The sequence below is a fragment of the Stutzerimonas chloritidismutans genome (assembly GCF_020783375.1).
Lineage (GTDB): Bacteria > Pseudomonadota > Gammaproteobacteria > Pseudomonadales > Pseudomonadaceae > Stutzerimonas > Stutzerimonas kunmingensis.
Map to the genome: position 1 here is coordinate 1,002,154 of NZ_CP086067.1, position 20,715 is coordinate 1,022,868.

Consider the following 20,715-nt stretch of genomic DNA (forward strand, 5'->3'; position numbering starts at 1 on the left):
GCGACTGCAGTCGCCGGCGCGTTCGGCTGCCGGCGGCACGGATTACATGCGGAACACGCCGAAGCGGGTCGGCTCGATCGGCGCATTCAGCGCGGCGGACAACGCCAGCCCCAGCACCTCGCGGGTCTGCGCCGGGTCGATCACGCCGTCGTCCCACAGCCGCGCGCTGGAGTAATAGGGATGGCCCTGGCGCTCGTACTGTTCGAGGATCGGCTGCTTGATGGCCGCCACCTCATCGTCGGCGAGACTCTTGCCAGCACGCTCGCTCTGCTCTTGCTTGACCTGGGCGAGCACCCCGGCGGCCTGTTCGCCGCCCATCACGGCGATGCGCGCGTTGGGCCACATCCACAGGAAGCGCGGATCGTAGGCGCGGCCGCACATGCCGTAGTTGCCGGCACCGAAGCTGCCACCGATGAGCACGGTGAACTTCGGTACCTGGGCGCAGGCCACGGCGGTGACCAGCTTGGCGCCGTGCTTGGCGATGCCGCCGGCCTCGTATTTCTGCCCGACCATAAAGCCGGTGATGTTCTGCAGGAACAGCAGCGGGATGCCGCGCTGGCAGGCCAGTTCGATGAAGTGCGCGCCTTTCTGCGCCGCCTCGGCGAAGAGGATGCCGTTGTTGGCGAGGATGGCGATCGGGTAGCCGTGCAGGTGGGCGAAACCGCAGACCAGGGTGGTGCCGAACAGCGCCTTGAATTCATCGAACTCGCTGCCGTCCACCAGCCGTGCGATCACTTCGCGCACGTCATAGGGCTGCTTGGCCTGCGCCGGAATTACGCCGTACAGCTCGTCGGCGGCATACAGCGGTGCGCGCGGCTCGCGGGTCTGCAGCTGGCCGAGCTTGCGCCAGTTGAGGTTGGCCACGCAGCGGCGGGCGATGGAAAGCGCGTGCTCGTCGTTCTCGGCGTAGTGGTCGGCAACGCCCGAGGTCTTGCAGTGCACATCGGCGCCGCCCAGTTCCTCGGCGGTCACCACCTCGCCGGTGGCGGCTTTTACCAGCGGCGGGCCGGCGAGAAAGATGGTCGCCTGGTTGCGCACCATGATGGTTTCGTCAGCCATCGCCGGCACATAGGCGCCACCGGCGGTGCAGGAGCCCATGACCACGGCGATCTGCGGAATGCCCATGGCGCTCATGTTGGCCTGGTTGAAGAAGATGCGGCCGAAGTGCTCGCGATCCGGGAACACCTCGTCCTGGCGCGGCAGGTTGGCGCCGCCGGAGTCCACCAGATAGATGCAGGGCAGGCGGTTCTCGCGGGCGACAGTCTGCGCGCGCAGGTGTTTCTTCACCGTCAGCGGGTAGTAGGTGCCGCCTTTCACGGTGGCGTCGTTGGCGATGATCATGCACTCGATGCCTTCGACGCGGCCGATACCGGCGACGACACCGGCGGCGGCGACGTCTTCGCCGTACACCTCATGGGCAGCCAGCGGCGCGAGTTCGAGAAAGGCCGAGCCGGCGTCGAGTAGGCAGTCGATGCGCTCGCGCACCAGTAGCTTGCCGCGCGAGACATGGCGCTGCTGGGCGGTGGCGCCGCCGCCTTCGCTGACGCGGCCGAGCAGGGCGCGCAGGTCGTTCACCTGTTCGAGCATCGCCGCGCTGTTGGCGGCGAACTCCGGCGAACGGGTATTGATCTGGGTGTGCAGGATGGCCATGGTTGGCTCCGTTCAATTCCATCATGGATGGCTCTGCCATCCACCGACTGCGGCGGAAAACCCTTCGCGGTTTTCCACCCTACGAGGCTGGGGGCGTTCTTTCCGCCCGCAGGCTCACCTGGATTCGTTGAACAGCTCGCGGCCGATCAGCATGCGGCGTATTTCGCTGGTGCCGGCACCGATCTCGTAGAGCTTGGCGTCGCGCAGCAGGCGACCGGTGGGGAATTCGTTGATGTAGCCGTTGCCGCCGAGGATCTGGATCGCCTGCAGGGCCATCTGCGTGGCGTTTTCGGCGGTGTAGAGGATCACCCCGGCGGCGTCCTTGCGGGTGGTCTCGCCGCGGTCGCAGGCCTGGGCGACGGCATACAGATAGGCGCGGCTGGCATTGAGCTGGGTGTACATGTCCGCCACCTTGCCCTGGATGAACTGGAACTCGCCGATGCTCTGGCCGAACTGCTTGCGGTCATGGATGTAGGGCACCACCACATCGAGGCAGGACTGCATGATCCCGGTCGGGCCGCCGGCCAGCACCACGCGTTCGTAGTCCAGGCCGCTCATAAGCACCTTGCCGCCGCCGTTCTCGGCGCCCAGCACATTCTCTTGCGGCACCTCGACGTCATCGAAGAACAGCTCGCAGGTGTTGGAGCCGCGCATGCCGAGCTTGTCGAACTTGTTGCCGCGGGAGAAACCCTTCCAGTCGCGCTCGACGATGAACGCGGTGATGCCGTGCGCACCCTTGTCCAGGTCGGTCTTGGCATAGATCACGTAGGTGTTGGCGTCCGGGCCGTTGGTGATCCAGGTCTTGCTGCCGTTGAGCACGTAGCGGTCGCCGCGCTTCTCGGCGCGCAGCTTCATGGAGACCACGTCGGAGCCGGCATTCGGCTCGCTCATGGCCAGCGCACCGACGTGTTCGCCGCTGATCAGCTTGGGCAGGTAGCGGGCCTTCTGCTCGGGGTTGCCGTTGCGGTTGATCTGGTTGACGCACAGGTTGGAGTGGGCGCCGTAGGAGAGGGCGACCGAGGCCGAGCCGCGGCTGATTTCTTCCATCGCCACCACGTGGGCCAGGTAGCCGAGGCCGGCGCCGCCGTACTCCTCGGAGACGGTCACGCCGAGCAGGCCCATCTCGCCGAATTTTCTCCACATGTCCGCCGGGAACAGGTTGTCCTGATCGATGGCTTCGGCGCGCGGGGCAATCTCGGCGGCGACGAAGGCCTGGACCTGCTCGCGCAGCATGTCGATGGTTTCACCGAGGGCGAAATTGAGGCTGGAGTAGTTCATTGGGGCCACCTGCTTGTCTTGTAATTGTTCTGTTTTCAGAGGATTCGTTCGTCCGGCGGAGTGCAGGCCGGCGCTCTGGTAGCGGTCTGACGTCATCGACATGGATGATCGCTCGCTGCTTTACGTTAACGTAAAGGTCCGCTGCGGGTCTGTCAACACACCGCCAAGTCGGCATGCCGCAAGCATAGGCCCGTCAAGGTGTGGTCGCCGGCTGGGGGGCGGTGGTGTTTCGTCGGTGGAGCGGCACTTGGCTGGAGGCTGGCGGGACTAAACAGGCAGTGGCCGCAACGCCGGCCTGCCACGACGAGAAAACTCCATGCCCCGCATCGGCTTCGCCTGCATGTATCGCCACCCGCAACAGAGCCTCTCGCTGAAGGAGTTGGAGCGCATCGAGCGCACCTTCAATCCGCGCAGCACCACGCTGCGCTGGATGGCCTCGGTCGGTCGCGCCGCGGCCGAGGCGAGGCTGGAGGAGATCGTCGAGCACAACCTGAATGCCCAGCGGGTGTTGCTCGAATACGTCGCCACGTTGCCGCCGATGCTGCGCATGTTGCGCCTGTCCAGCGACTTGCTGCCGTTCTACAGCCATGCCGAGATCGCGCCGTTCTACCGTCGCGCCGAGATACGGAACCGCCTCGAGGCTGGCTTCGCCGCGATCGGCGAACTGGCACGGGCCAACGAAATCCGCCTGTCGATGCATCCCGGCCAGTACTGCGTGCTGGGATCGGACAAGCCGCAGGTGGTGGAAAACAGCCTGGCGGAATTCGAATACCACGCCGACATGATCCGCATGATGGGTTACGGCCGGCGCTTCCAGGACTTCAAATGCAACCTGCATATCGCCGGGCGGCTCGGCGCCGACGGCGTGCGTGCCGTGTGGCCGCGCCTGTCGAGCGAGGCGCGCCACTGCATCACCTTCGAGAACGATGAAAAGACCTATGGCCTGGACGATTGCCTGAGCCTCGCGGACCTCGCGCCGGTGGTGCTGGATATCCATCACTGCTGGATTCACGAGGGCCGCTACATCGAGCCGGACGACCCGCGCATCGAGCGCGTTCTGGAAAGCTGGCGCGGCGTACGGCCGACCATGCACTACTCGCAGCCGCAGGAGAGCCTGATGGAGCTAGGCTTCGCGCCGGAGCAGAAGCTGGAAATCCCCGAGTTGCTGGAGCAGGTCAACAAGCGCGACCTCTATGCGCATAGCAAACGCATGTGGAACCACTGGACGAATCGCTATGCGTTTCAGTTTCTCGATCGCTTCGACATCATGCTCGAAGCCAAGGACAAGAACCTCGCCGCGCTGGACTTCCATCACGAGTACCAGCGTGTAGGCGCCTGACGAGGCGTCTTCGGCAGACGCATGCGCGGCATCGTTGCAGAGGCTCTGGCGCAACCGTTTTGCGCCGATCAGGCATGCCTTCCGACACGTCGTGTCAGCGCCGATCTGGCCGCGGCTGACCCCGTTATTCGTCACCAGATAATGGCCATTTGACTGCTCGAGCTCCTCGACTTTCGCCTACCCTGCGACATATTGTCAGCTAGTTACCTTTACGTTAACGTAATCGTGGCCTAGGGTGACTGTCAGCAGCGCCAGCACCCTTGCGAGCACGCCTCATAACAAACATAAGACTGAGGAAAATCGTCATGAGTCTTCCGAGCTATACCTGCGGACCGCAGAGCAAACCCCTGTTGCCCATGACCATCGGCGCGGCATTCGACCGTACCGTGGAGCGCTTTCCCCAGCGCGAGGCCCTGGTGGTGCGCCATCAGCAGCTGCGTTACACCTGGGCGGAACTGGCGGAGGCGGTGGACCGTTGCGCGCGTGGCCTGCTGGCCCTCGGACTGCAAGCTGGCGAACGAGTGGGAATCTGGTCACCGAACAATGCCCAGTGGTGCATTACCCAGTTCGCCACGGCGAAGATCGGCGTGGTGCTGGTCAATATCAATCCCGCCTACCGCCTCAGCGAACTCGAGTACGCCTTGAAGCAATCCGGCTGCCGCTGGCTGATCTGCGCCGATGCCTTCAAGACCTCCGATTACCACGCCATGCTCCACGAGCTGCTGCCGGAGCTGGAAAGCGCCGCTGTCGGCGCCCTGCAGAGTCATATGCTGCCGGAGCTGCGCGGGGTGATCAGCCTGTGCGACAAGCCGGTGGACGGCATGCTCCAGTGGCAGGCGCTGATGGAGATGGCCGAGCAGGTCGGCCCCGAACAGCTGCGCCAGTGCGGCGAACGCCTGCAGTTCGACGACCCCATCAACATCCAGTACACCTCCGGCACCACGGGCTTTCCGAAAGGCGCCACGCTCAGCCACTACAACATCCTTAATAACGGCTACATGGTCGGCGAGAGCCTCAGGCTGACCGAGCACGACCGCCTGGTGATCCCGGTGCCGCTGTACCACTGCTTCGGCATGGTCATGGGCAATCTCGGCTGTGTCACCCACGGCACCACCATGATCTACCCGAGCGCCGCCTTCGAACCGCTGGCGGCGCTGCAGGCCGCGGCCGAGGAAAGGGCCACCGGCATGTACGGCGTGCCGACCATGTTCATCGCCATGCTCGATCACCCGGAGCGCCAGTCGCTGGACCTCAGCAGCCTGCGCACCGGCATCATGGCCGGTTCCACCTGCCCGATAGAGGTCATGAAGCGCGTCATCGACGACATGCATCTGGCGGAAATGCAGATCGCCTACGGCATGACCGAAACCAGCCCGGTCTCCACCCAGACCAGCGCCGACGACGACCTGGAACGTCGCGTGACCAGCGTCGGCCGCACGCAGCCGCATCTGGAAAGCAAGATCGTCGACGAGCACGGCGCGGTGGTGCCGCGCGGGCAGATCGGCGAACTGTGCACCCGCGGCTACAGCGTGATGCTCGGTTACTGGAACAACCCGGACGCCACCCGCGATGCCATCGACGGCGCCCGCTGGATGCACACCGGTGACCTCGCGGTAATGGACGATGAGGGTTACATCAAGATCGTCGGCCGCAACAAGGACATGATCATCCGCGGCGGCGAGAACGTGTACCCGCGCGAAATCGAGGAATTTCTCTTCACCCATCCGGCGGTGGCCGACGTGCAGGTGATCGGCGTGCCGGACAGCAAGTTCGGCGAGGAGATCGTCGCCTGGGTCAAGCTGCACCCGGGCCATCAGGTCGAGGCCGAGGCGCTGCGCGAGTTCTGTAAGGGCCGCATTGCCCACTTCAAGACGCCGCGGCACATCCGGTTCGTCGACGACTTCCCGATGACCATCAGCGGCAAGGTGCAGAAGTTCCGCATGCGCGAGATCAGCGTGGTCGAGCTGGGCATCAGCGAACAGCACTGACCGGCACCGGCCGGGTTCGCCCGGCCGGCCACTCGCTAATCCGAAAAGGAGCTTTCCATGGCGCTGCCTATTGCTCAGTCGATCAGCCGTTTTCCGTTGCCCGATAGCCTCGACTCGCTGCCCGCCGACCTGCGCGAACGGATTCTCGCCGTGCAGGAAAAGGCCGGTTTCATCCCCAACGTGTTTCTCATGCTGGCTCATCGGCCGGCGGAGTTTCGCGCCTTCTTCGCCTATCACGATGCGCTGATGGAGCGCGAAGCCGACAGCCTGACCCAGGCCGAGAAGGAGATGATCGTGGTGGCGGTCAGCGCCGACCACGGCTGCCTGTATTGCGTGGTCGCCCATGGCGCGATTTTGCGCATCCTCGCCAAGGACGCGCAGCTGGCCGACCAGATCGCCGTCAACTACCTCACCGCGCCGATCTCCGAACGTCAGCGCACGATGCTCGATTTCGCCCTGCACCTTGCTGCAGGGCGCGGCGTGCTGGACGACGCCTGGCAAGCGCGGCTGGAAGCCCAGGGTTTCAGCCTCGACGACATCTGGGACATCGGCGCCATCGCCGGGCTGTTCGGCCTCTCCAACCGGCTGGTGTCCATGGCGCGCACCCCGCCCAACGACGAGTTCTACCTGCTGGGCCGCGTGCCCAGAAGCACCGCGCGCTGAGCGCGACACCGCATTACCGCATGAAGTGGTAATCCGAGCCCGGGCAGTTCGCAGTCGGGCTCAACAGCTGCATCAACGATCACAACAACAAGAGAGAAAGCTATGCAACTGAAACCAGCAAGCCGGACCTTCCTGCTTTCCAGCCTGGCTGCAGCCATTCTGGGCATGTCCAACACGGCTTCGGCCGCCTTCATCGAAGACAGCAAGGCCGCTGTCGAACTGCGCAACTTCTACATGAACCGCGACTTCCGTTCGGGGGACGGCCAGTCCAAGGCCGAGGAGTGGGCCCAGGGCTTCATCCTGAAAATGGAATCCGGCTACACGGAAGGGCCGGTCGGTTTCGGTCTGGATGCCATCGGCCTGCTCGGCGTCAAACTCGACTCCGGCTCCGGTCGCGGTGGCACCGGCCTGCTGCCACGCTCGGCCTCCGGTGAACCAGCCGACGACTACGGCACGGCGGGCCTGACCGCGAAGGCCAAGCTGTCCGCCACCACGCTGCACGTGGGCACCCTGCAACCGGTGATCCCGGTGCTGATGCGCAACGACAGCCGTCTGCTGCCGAACATCTATCGCGGCGCCTGGCTGCAGAGCAAGGAAGTCACAGGCCTGACGCTGGATCTCGGCATGCTCGATCGCACGAGCTATCGCGACTCCTCCGATTACCAGGAGATGATGGTGTTCAACGGCGGGCTGCGCAACATCACCTTCGGTAGCGGCGGCAACAGCAGCGACGAGTTCCTCTTTGCCGGCGGACGCTACGACTGGTCGCCACAGTTAGCCACCAGCTACTACTACGGTGGGCTGGACGGCATCTACGACCAGCACAACCTCAGCCTGGTCCATGTGCTGCCGATCGGCGAGTCGCAGAGCTTCAAGACCGACCTGCGCTATGTGCGCTCCACCGACGATGGCGGCAGCAATGTCGACAACGACGCCTTCGGCGCGCTGTTCACCTACAAGCATGGCGGTCACGCCTTCACCGGCGGCTATCAGCACATGAGCGGCGATACCGGTTTCGCCTATGTCGCCGGTGGCGATAACGCGTTGATCAACCTGTTGCAGATCAACGATTTCGGTAACCAGGACGAGCGTTCCTGGCAGGTCCGCTACGACTACGACTTCGCCGCCATGGGCATTCCCGGGCTGAGCCTGATGACCCGTTACGTCTCCGGTGACAACGTCGACCGTGGCGCCGGCGCCAGCGAAGGCAAGACCTGGGAGCGCAACACCGACATCGCCTACGTCATCCAGAGCGGCCCGCTGAAAAACCTTGGCCTCAAGCTGCGCAACGCCACCACGCGAAGCAACTTCCAAAGCGACCTGGACGAGAACCGCTTCATCGTCAGCTACAGCCTGCCGTTGTGGTAACCGCGAAACCGCTGTGAACCTCCTCGTTGGAAATTTCCGGGCCGCATAGGCCCGGCTTTTTCTGCGTCGGCCGAGCCTTCTTTCGGCGCTCGCGGTTTGCATCGCCGATGCAAACCAACTACCTCAATGGCGCGACAAATACTGGCCTTTTGCCTCTGATTTGCCCGCTTTACCGCTCAATCACCCGTTTGAAAAAGCCACTTGCCGTATACGGAAACTGGTTGTTATCGTTTACGTAAAGGTCATGCAGCGACCTGCGCCATAACCAACAACAACAATCAAGGTTAGAGGGCACCCCATGGAACCAGAGTTCGTGCTGGAAACGCGCGGCCTGACCAAGGAATTCCGCGGCTTCACCGCAGTGGATTCCGTCGATCTGAAGGTCCGTCAGGGTCACATCCATGCGCTTATCGGCCCCAACGGCGCCGGCAAGACCACCGTATTCAATCTGCTCACCAAATTCCTCACGCCTACCCGCGGCGAGATCGTCTATCGCGGCAAGAACATCACCTCGATGAAGGCCAACGAGATCGCCCGACTCGGCCTGGTGCGCTCGTTCCAGATTTCCGCAGTGTTCGGCCACATGAGCGTGCTGGAAAACGTGCGTGTCGCGCTGCAGCAGAAGATGGGCAATTCCTTTCATTTCTGGAAATCCGAACGCAGCCTGCGCGAGCTGGACGACCAGGTGATGCAGCTGCTCGCTGAAGTCGATCTGCAATCCTTCGCCCAGACCCTCGCCGTCGAGCTGCCCTACGGCCGCAAGCGCGCGCTGGAGCTGGCCACCACCCTGGCGCTCGACCCCTTCGTGCTGCTGCTCGACGAACCGACCCAGGGTATGGGCAGCGAAGACGTGGACATGGTCGTCGAACTGGTGCGCAAGGCCGCGGCCAACCGCACGGTGCTGATGGTCGAGCACAACCTCAGCGTGGTCAGCCGCCTGTGCGATCGCATCACTGTGCTGGCGCGCGGCTCGGTGCTCGCCGAGGGCGACTACGAAAGTGTTTCGGCCAACCCGCAGGTGCGCGAAGCCTATCTCGGCAGCGAAGCCGCAGCTCTCGAGGAGGCGCACGCATGACCCCGCCCATGGACCGCGATCAGCTGCGCGTCAGCGATCTGCACGCCTTCTACGGCGAGTCGCACATTCTGCATGGCGTCGATCTGGTGGTCGGCCGCGGCGAGCTGGTGACCCTGCTCGGACGCAACGGCGCCGGGCGCTCCACCACGCTGCGGGCGATCATGAACATGGTCGGTCGGCGCACCGGCTCCATCGTGGTCAACGGCAACGAAACCATCGGTATGCCGGCCCACCAGATTCCGCGGCTGGGCGTTGGCTACTGCCCGGAAGAGCGCGGCATCTTCGCCAGCCTGAGCGTCGAGGAGAACCTGCTGCTGCCGCCGACGGTGCGCAGCGGCGGGATGAGCCTGGACGAACTCTACGAGATGTTTCCCAACCTCTACGAACGCCGCTTCAGCCAGGGCACGCGGCTCTCCGGTGGCGAGCAGCAGATGCTGGCCATGGCGCGCATCCTGCGCACCGGTGCCAACCTGCTGCTGCTCGACGAGATCACCGAAGGCCTGGCGCCGGTCATCGTGCAGAAGCTTGGCGAGGTACTGATCAAGCTCAAGCAGCGCGGCCTGACCATCGTCCTGGTGGAGCAGAACTTCCGCTTCGCCGCGCCGTTGGCCGACCGCCATTACGTCATGGAGCACGGCCGCATCATCGAGGAGATCGAGGCGGCGGAGCTGGATTCGAAGAAGGACTTCCTCAATTCCTGTCTCGGGGTGTGAACCTCAGGAAGCTGTAAACCGGCCGCAGTGGATGCCGGCCCGAACCACAACAAAAACAATCGAGAGTGGTGAATACATGAGCTTTTTCCGCAAGAGCGCGAGCGCCATCCTGGCTTCTTCCCTGATCGCTTCGGCCGCCCAGGCCGAGATCAGCAACGACGAAATCCGCATCGGCTACCTGGCCGACATGTCCGGCACCTATCGCGACCTCTCCGGCCCGGGCGGCCTGGAAGCGTTGAAGATGGCGGTGGAGGATTTCGGCGGCAAGGTCGACGGCAAGAAGATCGTCGTCTTCCACGCCGACGACCTGAACAAACCTGACGTCGGCGCCAATACCGTGCGCCAGTGGATCGACGAGCGCAACGTCGACATGGTGACCGGCATGGTCGCCAGTTCCGTGGTGCTGGCCGCAAGCAAGGTGGTGGAGCAGGGCGGCAAGCTGGCGCTGATCTCCGGCGCGGCGGCCTCCAGCATCACCAACGAGTTCTGCTCACCGAACCATATCCACTGGACCTACGATACCTACGCGCTGGCCAATGGCACGGCCAAGGCCGTACTCGCCGATGGGGGCAAGAGCTGGTACATCCTCACCGCCGACTATGCCTTCGGCCACGCTATGGAAAACGACATCACCAAGGTGGTGGAAGGCGAGGGCGGCAGCGTCGTCGGCAAGGTCCGCCATCCGTTCCCAAGCAACGATTTCTCTTCCTACATGCTGCAGGCGCAGGGCTCCGGAGCTGAGGTGATCGCCCTGGCCAACGCCGGTGCCGATACGGTCAACTCGCTGAAGACCGCCAGCGAATTCGGCGTCACCCAGTCCGGGCAGAAGCTCGCCGGCATGGTGGTGTTCCTCAACGACATCCATGCCATGGGCCTGGACGTGACCCAGGGCCTGATGCTGACTACCGGCTGGTACTGGGACATGAACGACGACACCCGCGCCTGGGCCAAGCGCTACTACGAGCGCACCAAGCGCATGCCGGGCATGGTGCACGCCGGCATCTATTCGGCCACAACGCATTATCTGAACGCTGTAAAGGCCGCCGGCACCGACGAGACCGTCGCGGTGCGTGCACAGATGGCCAAGACCCCGGTCAACGACATGTTCGCCAAGGATGGCCGTATCCGTGAGGACGGCCGCATGGTGCATGACATGTATCTGGTGCAGGTCAAGACGCCGGCCGAATCCAGCGGTGAGTGGGACCTCTACAAGATCGTCAGCACCATCCCGGGAGAGCAGGCCTACCGGCCGATCGCCGAAACCCAGTGCACCAAGCTGGTCGCCAAAGAGTAAACGGCTAGGCCGCGCCATCACCCGGTCGGTAACGGCCGGGTGCCACGGACTTCCTTTGGGTGGTGAACCATGACTCTCCTATTCGGCGTACCCCTGAGCGTACTGCTCGGGCAGCTGCTGCTCGGCCTGATCAACGGGGCGTTCTACGCACTGCTGAGCCTGGGCCTGGCGATCATCTTCGGCCTGCTGCGCATCATCAACTTCGCCCATGGTGCGCAGTACATGCTGGGCGCCTTCGTGGCCTTCCTCGGGCTGAACTACCTGGGTGTGAGCTACTGGTTCGCGCTGGTGCTGGCGCCGTTGGTGGTGGGTTGCCTGGGCATGGCCATCGAGCGCGGGCTGCTGCGGCGCATTGCCGGTGAGGATCACCTTTACGGATTGCTGCTGACCTTCGGCCTGGCGCTGATCGTCGAGGGCAGCTTCGTCAAGCTGTTCGGCGTGTCCGGCTCGTCCTATCCAATGCCGGAGTTGCTGCGTGGCGGCTTCAATCTCGGCTTCATGTTTCTGCCGACCTACCGCGCCTGGGTGATCGTCGCCGCGCTGGTGGTGTGCCTGGCGACCTGGTACGTCATCGAACGCACGCGGCTGGGTTCCTATCTGCGCGCCGGCACCGAGAACCCGAAACTGATGCAGGGCTTCGGCATCAACGTGCCGCTGCTGGTGACCCTGACCTACGGCTACGGTGTGGCTCTGGCGGCCTTCGCCGGCGTGCTGGCTGCGCCGATCTACGCGGTGACGCCGGGCATGGGCTCGAACCTGCTGATCGTGGTGTTCGCCGTGGTGGTGATCGGCGGCATGGGCTCGATCCTCGGCGCCATCATCACCGGCATCGCCATGGGTCTGATCGAGGGGCTGACCAAGGTGTTCTATCCGGAAGCTGCTAACACCGTGGTGTTCCTGGTCATGGTGGCGGTGCTGCTGATTCGTCCTGCGGGACTCTTTGGTAAGGAGGCATGAGCATGACGAATCCGGCAAACGTGCAGGCCGCATCGCTACGGCAGGCCAGTGTGGTACGCGAGCGCAGGCACGCGGCCGCACGGCGGCAGAAGATTTTCTACGCGGTGTTGCTGGTGATCGCGCTGTTGGCGCCGCTGGCGGTGTATCCGGTGTTCCTGATGAAGCTGCTGTGCTTCGCCCTGTTCGCCTGCGCCTTCAACCTGCTGCTCGGCTACGCAGGGCTGCTGTCCTTCGGCCATGCGGCGTTCTTCGCCACCGGCGGCTACATCACCGGCTACATGCTGAGCAGCTACAGCGGGCTCAGCACCGAGCTGGGGATACTCGCCGGCACGCTGGCCTCGACGGTGCTCGGTGCGCTGTTCGGCATGCTGGCGATCCGCAGGCAGGGCATCTATTTCGCGATGATCACGCTGGCTCTGGCGCAGCTGGTGTTCTTCGTCTTCGTCCAGGCGCCGTTCACCGGTGGCGAAAACGGGTTGCAGGGCGTGCCGCGCGGGCATCTGTTCGGCCTCGTCGACATGAAGAACAACATGGCCATGTACTACTTCGTGCTGGCGGTGTTCGTCATTGGCTTCGCCATCATCCAGCGCACCATCCACTCGCCCTACGGGCAGGTGCTCAAGGCCATCCGCGAGAACGAGCCGCGCGCCGTGTCGCTCGGCTACAACGTCGACCGGCACAAGCTGCTGGCGTTCGTCATCTCCGCGGCGCTTGCCGGCCTGGCTGGCGCGACCAAGACCGTGGTGTTCCAGCTGGCCTCGCTGACCGACGCGCACTGGCACATGTCCGGCGAGGTCATTCTGATGACCCTGCTCGGCGGCGTCGGCACCATCCTCGGGCCGCTGGTCGGCGCCACCGTGGTGGTGACGCTACAAAGCTCGCTGTCCAACGGACCGTTGGGGGAGTGGGTGCATGTGATCCTCGGGGTGATCTTCGTGCTCTGCGTGCTGCTGTTCCGCTCCGGCATCGTCGGCTGGCTGGAACGGCTGGTGAAGCGCAACTTCAAGTAGCGATCCGATGCGGGGCCGTCCAGATTACGCCGGACGGTCTCGCCATCGGCGAACCCGCTGCAGGGATACATGCCTAACGTCCCAGGCCCCTTTCAGAGGACAGAGCCATGCCTGGCACCGAACCCCAAATGCAGCCGCAACCCACTTGGGCCTGGCGAGCCGACGAATCGCCCCTTAACGACCTCGACGACGCCGACAGCGATACCGAGTTCGAAGGCCCGGACGAGCTGCCGGAAGAAGTGCTCGAACAACTCGAGAAGGTCGCTCCGCCGCCGGATCCGATGCCCGACCCTGGTCCGCTTTAACGGATTGCACTCCCTTCGATAGAAACTAAAAGGCCCCGACGAGTCGGGGCCTTTTCAGCATGAGGACGCTTAGACGTTGAAGCGGAAGTGCATGACATCACCGTCCTTGACGATGTATTCCTTGCCTTCCAGGCGCCACTTGCCGGCTTCCTTGGCGCCGGCTTCGCCCTTGTACTGGATGAAGTCGTCATACGCGATGACTTCAGCGCGGATGAAGCCTTTCTCGAAATCGGTGTGGATCACCGCGGCCGCCTGCGGAGCGGTCGCACCGATTCTGACGGTCCAGGCGCGGACTTCCTTCACGCCGGCGGTGAAGTAGGTCTGCAGGTTGAGCAGCTCGTAACCGGCGCGGATCACACGGTTCAGACCTGGTTCTTCCATACCCATGGTTTCGAGGAACATCTGCATCTCTTCCAGATCGTCCAGCTCGGCGATCTCGGCCTCGATCTTGTTGCACACCGGCACGACGATGGCGCCTTCTTCCTCGGCGATGGCGTTGACCACGTCCAGGAGCGGGTTGTTCTCGAAGCCATCCTCGGCGACGTTGGCGATGTACATCACCGGCTTGGTGGTCAGCAGGTGGAAGGTCTTGGCCAGGCGCTTTTCCTCGTCACTGAAGCTCTTCAGCAGGCTGCGTGCCGGCTTGCCTTCGGTGAGGTGCGGGATCAGCTTCTCCAGCAGCCCCTTCTGTGCGACCGCTTCCTTGTCGCCGCCCTTGGCGGTACGGGCGACGCGCTGCAGCTGCTTCTCGCAACTGTCGAGGTCGGCCATGATCAGTTCGAGGTCGATGATCTCGATGTCACGCTTGGGGTCCACGCTGTTGGCGACGTGGATGACGTTCTCGTCTTCGAAGCAGCGCACCACATGGGCGATGGCGTCGGTTTCGCGGATGTTGGCGAGGAATTTGTTGCCCAGGCCTTCGCCCTTCGAAGCGCCGGCGACCAGGCCGGCGATGTCGACGAACTCCATGGTGGTCGGGATCACCCGCTCCGGCTTGACGATCGCCGCCAGCGCGTCGAGGCGCGGATCGGGCATCGGCACGATGCCGCTGTTCGGCTCGATGGTGCAGAAGGGAAAGTTCTCAGCCGCGATGCCGGATTTGGTCAGGGCGTTGAACAGGGTGGACTTGCCGACGTTGGGCAGACCGACGATGCCGCAGTTGAATCCCATGGTGATCTTGCCTCGGAGTTAGGTTCAGGCCTTCTGGCTGTGCAGGCGCTGCATCGCGCGGGTCCAGTCGCCGGCCAGGATTTCTGGCACGACATCCAGCGCAAAGTCGATGCTGGCGTCGAGCTTTTCGCGCTCGGTCTGCGGTGCGCGGCCCAGTACGTAGCCACTGACCAGGCTGGCGTGGCCAGGATGGCCGATACCCAGGCGCAGGCGATGAAAGCCGTTCTGATTGCCGAGCTTGGCGATGATGTCACGCAGCCCGTTGTGCCCGCCATGACCGCCACCCTGCTTGAGTTTGGCGACGCCCGGGGGCATATCGAGCTCATCATGGGCGACCAGGATGGACTCGGGGGGAATTCTGAAAAAGCCGGCCAATGCCGCCACCGCCTGACCGCTGCGGTTCATGTAGGTAGTGGGGATAAGCAGGCGGATGTCTTCACCCTGATGGCTGAACTTGCCGACCAGGCCAAAGTACTTGCGATCGTTGCTGAGCGAGACGCCTTCACGGGCAGCCAGACGCTCAACGAAAAGAGCCCCCGCGTTGTGCCGGGTCTGGTCGTATTCAGGGCCTGGGTTTCCCAGGCCGACGATCAGTTTTACGGCAGTCACGACGGGGGCCTCTTCTTCGACTATGCGAGTGGATTACTCGGCAGCGTCTTCTTCTTTCGGAGCGTCTTCCTTGCTCACGCGCGGAGCGTGAACGTTGGCTACCGGCAGGTCGCTGCCGTGGGCCAGGGCGACCAGCTCAACGCCTTTCGGCAGCTTGATGTCGGTCATGTGCAGAACCTGGCCGACTTCGACGTTGATCATGTCGACTTCGATGAATTCCGGCAGGTCTTGCGGCAGGCAGGAAACTTCGACTTCGTTCAGGTTGTGCAGGATTTCGCCGCCTTGCTTCTTCACGCCCACGGAGGTTTCCTGGTTGATGAAGTGCAGGGGAACGGTGGCGGTCAGCTTGTGGCCGGCAACGACGCGAACGAAGTCAGCGTGCAGGACAAAGCTCTTGGCCGGATGGCGCTGCAGTGCCTTGATCAGAACGGATTCGTTCTGGCCGTCGACGTTCAGGTTCAGCACGTGGCTGAAGGAGGCTTCGTTTTCCAGCAGCTTGGCGAAGTCCTTGGCCAGGATGCTGATGGACTGCGGGGCCTTATCGCCACCGTAGATGACGGCCGGAACCAGGGCGGCGTTACGACGCAGGCGGCGGCTCGCACCTTTCCCCAGGTCGGAACGCACTTGGGCATTCAGAGTGAAATCGTTCATGGTGATTCTCCAGTAGCAACATTACCTGTCGCGCTTGCGACCAGCGCTCGGGCTGTTGGGCAAAAAGCCCCGCACGAGGCGGGGCACATTACGTTCAGTGCGATTCGCGAAGCTTTTCGCTTAGCGGAACATCGCGCTGATCGATTCGGCATTGCTGATGCGGCGAACCGCTTCAGCCACCACTGGCGCGATGTCCAGTTGGCGAATTCGGGTGCAGGACTGTGCGGCAGCCGACAGCGGGATGGTGTTGGTCACCACCAGCTCGTCGAGCACGGAGCCTTCGATGTTCTCGATGGCGCGGCCGGACAAGATCGGGTGCGTGCAGTAGGCGTAGACCTTGGCGGCGCCATGATCCTTCAGCGCCTTGGCTGCATGGCACAGGGTGCCGGCGGTATCGACCATGTCATCGACGAGGATGCAGGTACGGCCTTCGATATCACCGATGATGTGCATCACTTCGGACTGGTTGGCTTTCGGCCGACGCTTGTCGATGATCGCCAGGTCGACGCCGAGGGATTTGGCCACGGCACGGGCGCGGACCACACCACCGATGTCCGGGGAGACGATCATCAGGTTCTCGAAGCGCTGAGCCTGGATGTCATCGACCAGGACCGGCGAGCCGTAGATGTTGTCCACCGGCATGTCGAAGAAGCCCTGGATCTGGTCGGCGTGCAGGTCAACGGTCAGCACACGGTTGACGCCAACGACGTCGAGCATGTCGGCCACGACCTTGGCGCTGATCGGTACACGGGCAGAGCGCGGGCGACGATCCTGGCGGGCATAACCGAAGTAGGGGATCACTGCGGTGATGCGCGACGCCGAGGAGCGGCGGAAGGCGTCGGCCAGTACCACCAGTTCCATCAGGTTGTCGTTGGTCGGAGCGCAGGTCGGCTGGATCAGAAATACGTCCTTACCGCGAACGTTCTCGTTGATCTCGACACTGATTTCGCCGTCGGAGAACTTTCCGACGTAGGCATCACCGAGAGGGATATGCAGCTGACGTACGACACGCCGGGCCAGGTCGGGGTTGGCGTTCCCCGTGAAGACCATCATCTTGGACACGCGCAGTACCTGCCTGAGGGTGGGTCCGATGAATAAAAAGCTGTTCAAAAGGCAAGCTTCTGAACAGCTTCAAGTGTATGGCAGGGGCGGCTGGATTCGAACCAACGCATGCCAGGATCAAAACCTGGTGCCTTACCGCTTGGCGACGCCCCTGTAGGGTCAACTTCATTGGTGCCGTTGCAGTCGTACGAACCTTGGGAGGTTATGGCAGGGGCGGCTGGATTCGAACCAACGCATGCCAGGATCAAAACCTGGTGCCTTACCGCTTGGCGACGCCCCTGTATCGTACAACCTGTGTGCTACGCACTCGCTTCCTGCGCCAGTTTTTCAAGGCTTCGGTGCAACATCGAAACGTTACGACCGTGGGCAACGAAACTTGGCAAAGTGTCTGGAAGTTGGCGGCGGACTTTATCAGCCTCGCCTTCGTTTGGGAAGCTCCCAAACACACAAGCTCCAGTGCCAGTCATGCTTGCCGGAACGAATTTGTTCAACAAGCTCAAAGCGTTACGAACTTCTGGATAACGCTTCTCGACTATTGGCTGACAGTCATTATGACCGCCCCCTGCAAGAAGGCTGCGAACTGTAATGGCCGGGGTATTACGTGTCAACTCTGGGTCGGCAAATATTTCCGCTGTACTAACAGAGACTTGCGGCGCGATTACGAGGAACCATGGCTCGGGCAAATCGACCGGTTGCAGGCGCTCGCCAACCCCCTCGGCAAATGCCGCCCGGCCGCGTACGAACACCGGTACGTCGGCGCCCAGGGTCAACCCCAGCGCGGCCAGTCGGTCTTCGCCCAGGTGCAGTTGCCACAGGTGGTCGAGGCCGAGCAGGGTGGTCGCTGCGTCGGAGCTGCCGCCGCCGATGCCGCCGCCCATGGGCAGACGTTTGAGCAGGGTGATATCTGCGCCGAGCGAGCAGCTGCTGGCACGCTGCAGCAGGCGCGCCGCACGGACGATCAGGTTACTCTCGTGATCGACGCCCGGCAGCGCGGTATGCAGGCGAATCTCGCCGTCAGCACGCAGGCGGAAGCCGAGTTCGTCGCCATGGTCGAGAAACTGGAACAGCGTCTGCAGCTCGTGATAGCCGTCTGCGCGGCGGCCGACGATATGCAGCATCAGATTGAGTTTGGCCGGTGCCGGCAGGGTCAGCGTCTGCATTCAGCGGCCCAGCTGGCGCGCTTGCCAGTCCTTGACCACCAGGGTGATCTGCAGGTCATGGCCTTGCAGGCGGATGCGCTCGGGCAGCGTAAAGCCGTTGTGTTCGCCGTATGCCAGGTAGTCGACCTGCCAGCCGTCCTGTTCCAGTCGTGCCAGGCGGCTCTCGCTGTCCAGGCTCAGACGGCTGCGGCTGTCCGGCGCAGGCAAGCCACGCACCCACCAGAGCAGGTGCGACACCGGCAGCTGCCAGCCGAGCTGCGCTTCGACCAGGGCCTCCGGGGATTCGGCTTCGAATCGGCCCTGGCCTGCGACTTCCAGAGATACGGCGTCGGGGCGGCCGGTCAGGCGGGTGGCGCCTCGGCCCAGGGGGCCGGACAGGCGAATGTCGAAGTAGTCCTGGCGCTGCAGCCAGAACAGTGTGCCGCTGCCGGATTCCTGTGGTGCGCGAATGCCGATCTTGCCGCTGATCTGCCAGCCATCGACCGTCGCGACCTGGCTGCGATGCTCTTTCCAGGCGGAGGCATTGCCGGGGCCTTCAACCGATTCGCGTGGGCCTAGCCCGGCACAGCCAGCAAGCAGGAGGGCCAGGCAGGGAGCAAGAAGGTTTTTCAACAGGGACATGGGTCAGGGCTTCTCCGATCCGGTCAACCGTTTCAGCGTTTCGCGCAGGATCTGGCTGTCCGGTTGTAGTTTGAGTGCCTTCGACCAGACCGCGCGGGCCTCGCTGTGTTCACCCTGAGCCCAAAGCACCTCGCCCAGGTGCGCGGCGACTTCGTGGTCGGCAAAGCGTTGCAGCGCCTTGCGCAGCAGCGTTTCGGCCTCGGTCAGATTGCCCAGGCGGAAGTTGACCCAGCCGAGGCTGTCGAGGATCGCCGGGTCGTCGGGGTTGAGCTGGTAGGCCTGCTCGATCAGCTGGAGCGCTTCCTTGTGGCGATCAGTACGGTCGGCCAGGGTGTAGCCGAGCGCGTTGAGCGCCATGGCGTTGTCCGGCTCACGCTCGATGATGAAGCGCAGGTCGCGTTCCAGTTGCGCCAGATCGCCGCGCTTTTCCGCAAGCATGGCGCGGGTGTACAGCAGGTTGAGGTCGTCGGGGAAATCGGCAAGCGCCTGCTCCACCAGTTGCCAGCCTTGCTCGGTGCGGTCCTGCTCGGAGAGCGCTTCGATCTCGATCAGGTACAGCTGGATGGCGTAGTCAGGCTGCTGCTGGCGTGCGTCGGCCAGCACCGCAGATGCTTCCTGGTCGCGATTGCCGGAATAGAGCAGCTGGCTCTGCAGCAGCTTCGCTGGCAGGTATTCGTTGCCAGGGCCGACTTGAGCTAGCGCGTCGAGCGCCTTGGCGTTCTTGTCCATCGCCTGATAGGCACGGCCAAGATTGAAGTAAGCCGCGTCAACGTGGCTGCCGCGTTCGATCAGCTCTTCCAGGTACACGGTGGCTTCGCGCCAGGCCTCAGCCTCCATGCAGACCAGCGCCATGGAGAAGCGCAGGTCGTCGTCGGTGGGGTGCTGCTGGACCAAGGTGGCGAACTCGCCCATGGCGTCTTCCAGGCGCTCCTGTTCCACCAGAAGGCGCGCATAGGTCAGGCGCAGACGCTTGTCCTCGGGGTGCTGGCGCAGGCTTCGCTCGAGCAGCGGGATCGCTTCGTCGCTGCGCTGCAAGCTGTGCAGCAGGCGTGCTTCGAGCAGGATGGACGGGATCTGCCGCTCCGTGCCCGGCTGCTTCTGCAGCAGTGCCAGTGCTTCCTCGCTGCGATCATCCTGTTGCAGCAGCACGGCCTTGCCGAAGGAGAGCTGTGGATTGTCGGGGTGTTTGACCAGCAGCTTGTCGAAGCTTTGCAGCAGGCCGGCGCGGGTGTCCGGGTCGGTTTCCGAGGCCGAAAGGGCGAGGAAATCGAAATGAGTGTCGCCCTGGCCCTGCAGAACCTTCTCCATGAACTCGAGCGATTCTTCGTAACGCCCGGCGCGGGCCAGCTGCACGGCTGCGGCGCGCTGCGCGTCGAGACTGTCGGGGGCGTTGCGCGCCCAGATCATTGCGGTATCCAGCGCCGCCTGGTCTGCGCCAAGGTATTCGGCGATACGGAATCCGCGTTCGGCGACGCCGGCGTCCTGTGTCGCATGCGCCTGCTGTACGTAATTGCCCAGGGCAATGTCGAAGCGGTTGCGCTGGCCGGCAAGCTCTGCGACCAGAAGTGCATAGAGGGATTGGCGACTGAACGAGCCGTACTCTGCCGCGTCGCTGGCGGAGCTCTCCTGGGCAGCGTCCTCGACCGGCGGACTGCTTTCGGGGGCTTGCTGCGTGAAGGTCTGGCAGCCGCCGATGAACAGCAGGGCGGCAAGTGCGGCGAGTTTTTTCATAGGGGAAATGTACGGCTGGTGTGCGGTCGCGGCATGATGACACAAGCCGCAGGTCAAGCCCATGGGCCCTG

General features: G+C 63.5%; 19 protein-coding genes and 2 tRNA genes. 10 read left to right on the top strand and 11 right to left on the bottom strand.

Annotated elements, in window-relative coordinates; translation table 11 throughout:
* Positions 1-42: 42 nt before the first annotated feature.
* Together LLJ08_RS04585 and LLJ08_RS04590 are read right to left on the bottom strand one after the other, a co-directional pair.
* Complete coding sequence (locus LLJ08_RS04585; RefSeq protein ID WP_228208313.1) at positions 43-1,650, bottom strand: carboxyl transferase domain-containing protein; 1,608 nt, start codon at positions 1,648-1,650, stop codon at positions 43-45.
* Positions 1,651-1,764: 114 nt separating this feature from the next.
* The gene (locus tag LLJ08_RS04590) at positions 1,765-2,928 is read right to left on the bottom strand and encodes an isovaleryl-CoA dehydrogenase (RefSeq protein ID WP_228208314.1); all 1,164 of its coding nucleotides are present in this window, start codon (positions 2,926-2,928) and stop codon (positions 1,765-1,767) included.
* A gap of 316 nt (positions 2,929-3,244) precedes the next feature.
* Here LLJ08_RS04590 and LLJ08_RS04595 point away from each other — a divergent pair, with 316 nt between their 5' ends.
* The 10 genes from LLJ08_RS04595 to LLJ08_RS04640 all read left to right on the top strand — a co-directional run bounded on the left by LLJ08_RS04595 (position 3,245) and on the right by LLJ08_RS04640 (position 13,640).
* Positions 3,245-4,267: an apurinic/apyrimidinic endonuclease family protein gene (locus tag LLJ08_RS04595; RefSeq protein ID WP_221102722.1), complete on the top strand. Its 1,023-nt coding sequence runs from the start codon at positions 3,245-3,247 to the stop codon at positions 4,265-4,267.
* 305 nt (positions 4,268-4,572) lie between these two features.
* Complete coding sequence (locus LLJ08_RS04600) at positions 4,573-6,255, top strand: AMP-binding protein (RefSeq protein ID WP_228208315.1); 1,683 nt, start codon at positions 4,573-4,575, stop codon at positions 6,253-6,255.
* A gap of 57 nt (positions 6,256-6,312) precedes the next feature.
* The gene (locus tag LLJ08_RS04605; protein WP_228208316.1) at positions 6,313-6,918 is read left to right on the top strand and encodes a peroxidase-related enzyme; all 606 of its coding nucleotides are present in this window, start codon (positions 6,313-6,315) and stop codon (positions 6,916-6,918) included.
* Between the two features lie 102 nt (positions 6,919-7,020).
* Complete coding sequence (locus LLJ08_RS04610) at positions 7,021-8,286, top strand: OprD family porin (protein WP_228208317.1); 1,266 nt, start codon at positions 7,021-7,023, stop codon at positions 8,284-8,286.
* 298 nt (positions 8,287-8,584) lie between these two features.
* On the top strand, positions 8,585-9,361 hold the full coding sequence (locus LLJ08_RS04615) for an ABC transporter ATP-binding protein (protein ID WP_228208318.1): 777 nt from the start codon (positions 8,585-8,587) through the stop codon (positions 9,359-9,361).
* Complete coding sequence (locus tag LLJ08_RS04620; RefSeq protein WP_038662714.1) at positions 9,358-10,074, top strand: ABC transporter ATP-binding protein; 717 nt, start codon at positions 9,358-9,360, stop codon at positions 10,072-10,074. The genes LLJ08_RS04615 and LLJ08_RS04620 overlap by 4 nt, the downstream gene beginning before the upstream one ends.
* 76 nt (positions 10,075-10,150) lie before the next feature.
* A complete protein-coding gene (locus LLJ08_RS04625) occupies positions 10,151-11,368 on the top strand; it encodes an ABC transporter substrate-binding protein (protein ID WP_228208319.1) in 1,218 nt (405 codons plus the stop codon).
* Positions 11,369-11,437: 69 nt separating this feature from the next.
* Positions 11,438-12,325 carry a branched-chain amino acid ABC transporter permease gene (locus LLJ08_RS04630; protein ID WP_044316223.1) on the top strand — a complete coding sequence of 296 codons (888 nt, stop codon included), beginning with the start codon at positions 11,438-11,440 and terminating at the stop codon, positions 12,323-12,325.
* A 2-nt stretch (positions 12,326-12,327) separates the two neighbouring features.
* The gene (locus tag LLJ08_RS04635; RefSeq protein ID WP_038662708.1) at positions 12,328-13,335 is read left to right on the top strand and encodes a branched-chain amino acid ABC transporter permease; all 1,008 of its coding nucleotides are present in this window, start codon (positions 12,328-12,330) and stop codon (positions 13,333-13,335) included.
* Positions 13,336-13,442: 107 nt separating this feature from the next.
* A complete protein-coding gene (locus tag LLJ08_RS04640) occupies positions 13,443-13,640 on the top strand; it encodes a hypothetical protein (RefSeq protein ID WP_228208320.1) in 198 nt (65 codons plus the stop codon).
* A gap of 69 nt (positions 13,641-13,709) precedes the next feature.
* Here the strand turns inward: LLJ08_RS04640 and ychF are convergent, their stop codons facing one another.
* The 9 genes from ychF to LLJ08_RS04685 form a co-directional block, all read right to left on the bottom strand.
* Positions 13,710-14,810, bottom strand: a complete 1,101-nt coding sequence (gene ychF / locus LLJ08_RS04645; protein WP_023446969.1) for a redox-regulated ATPase YchF — start codon at positions 14,808-14,810, stop codon at positions 13,710-13,712.
* A gap of 24 nt (positions 14,811-14,834) precedes the next feature.
* Positions 14,835-15,419, bottom strand: coding sequence for an aminoacyl-tRNA hydrolase (gene pth / locus LLJ08_RS04650; protein ID WP_014819341.1), 585 nt, complete (start codon positions 15,417-15,419; stop codon positions 14,835-14,837).
* A gap of 33 nt (positions 15,420-15,452) precedes the next feature.
* On the bottom strand, positions 15,453-16,070 hold the full coding sequence (locus LLJ08_RS04655; RefSeq protein ID WP_125862834.1) for a 50S ribosomal protein L25/general stress protein Ctc: 618 nt from the start codon (positions 16,068-16,070) through the stop codon (positions 15,453-15,455).
* A 120-nt stretch (positions 16,071-16,190) separates the two neighbouring features.
* Positions 16,191-17,132, bottom strand: a complete 942-nt coding sequence (locus LLJ08_RS04660; RefSeq protein WP_003294564.1) for a ribose-phosphate pyrophosphokinase — start codon at positions 17,130-17,132, stop codon at positions 16,191-16,193.
* A 78-nt stretch (positions 17,133-17,210) separates the two neighbouring features.
* Positions 17,211-17,285, bottom strand: a tRNA-Gln gene (locus LLJ08_RS04665).
* Positions 17,286-17,337: 52 nt separating this feature from the next.
* Positions 17,338-17,412: transfer RNA gene (locus LLJ08_RS04670), tRNA-Gln, on the bottom strand.
* A 19-nt stretch (positions 17,413-17,431) separates the two neighbouring features.
* A complete protein-coding gene (gene ispE / locus LLJ08_RS04675; RefSeq protein ID WP_023446924.1) occupies positions 17,432-18,292 on the bottom strand; it encodes a 4-(cytidine 5'-diphospho)-2-C-methyl-D-erythritol kinase in 861 nt (286 codons plus the stop codon).
* Complete coding sequence (gene lolB, locus LLJ08_RS04680; protein WP_023446925.1) at positions 18,293-18,913, bottom strand: lipoprotein insertase outer membrane protein LolB; 621 nt, start codon at positions 18,911-18,913, stop codon at positions 18,293-18,295.
* Positions 18,914-18,916: 3 nt separating this feature from the next.
* A complete protein-coding gene (locus LLJ08_RS04685; protein WP_228208321.1) occupies positions 18,917-20,644 on the bottom strand; it encodes a tetratricopeptide repeat protein in 1,728 nt (575 codons plus the stop codon).
* Positions 20,645-20,715 lie beyond the last annotated feature (71 nt).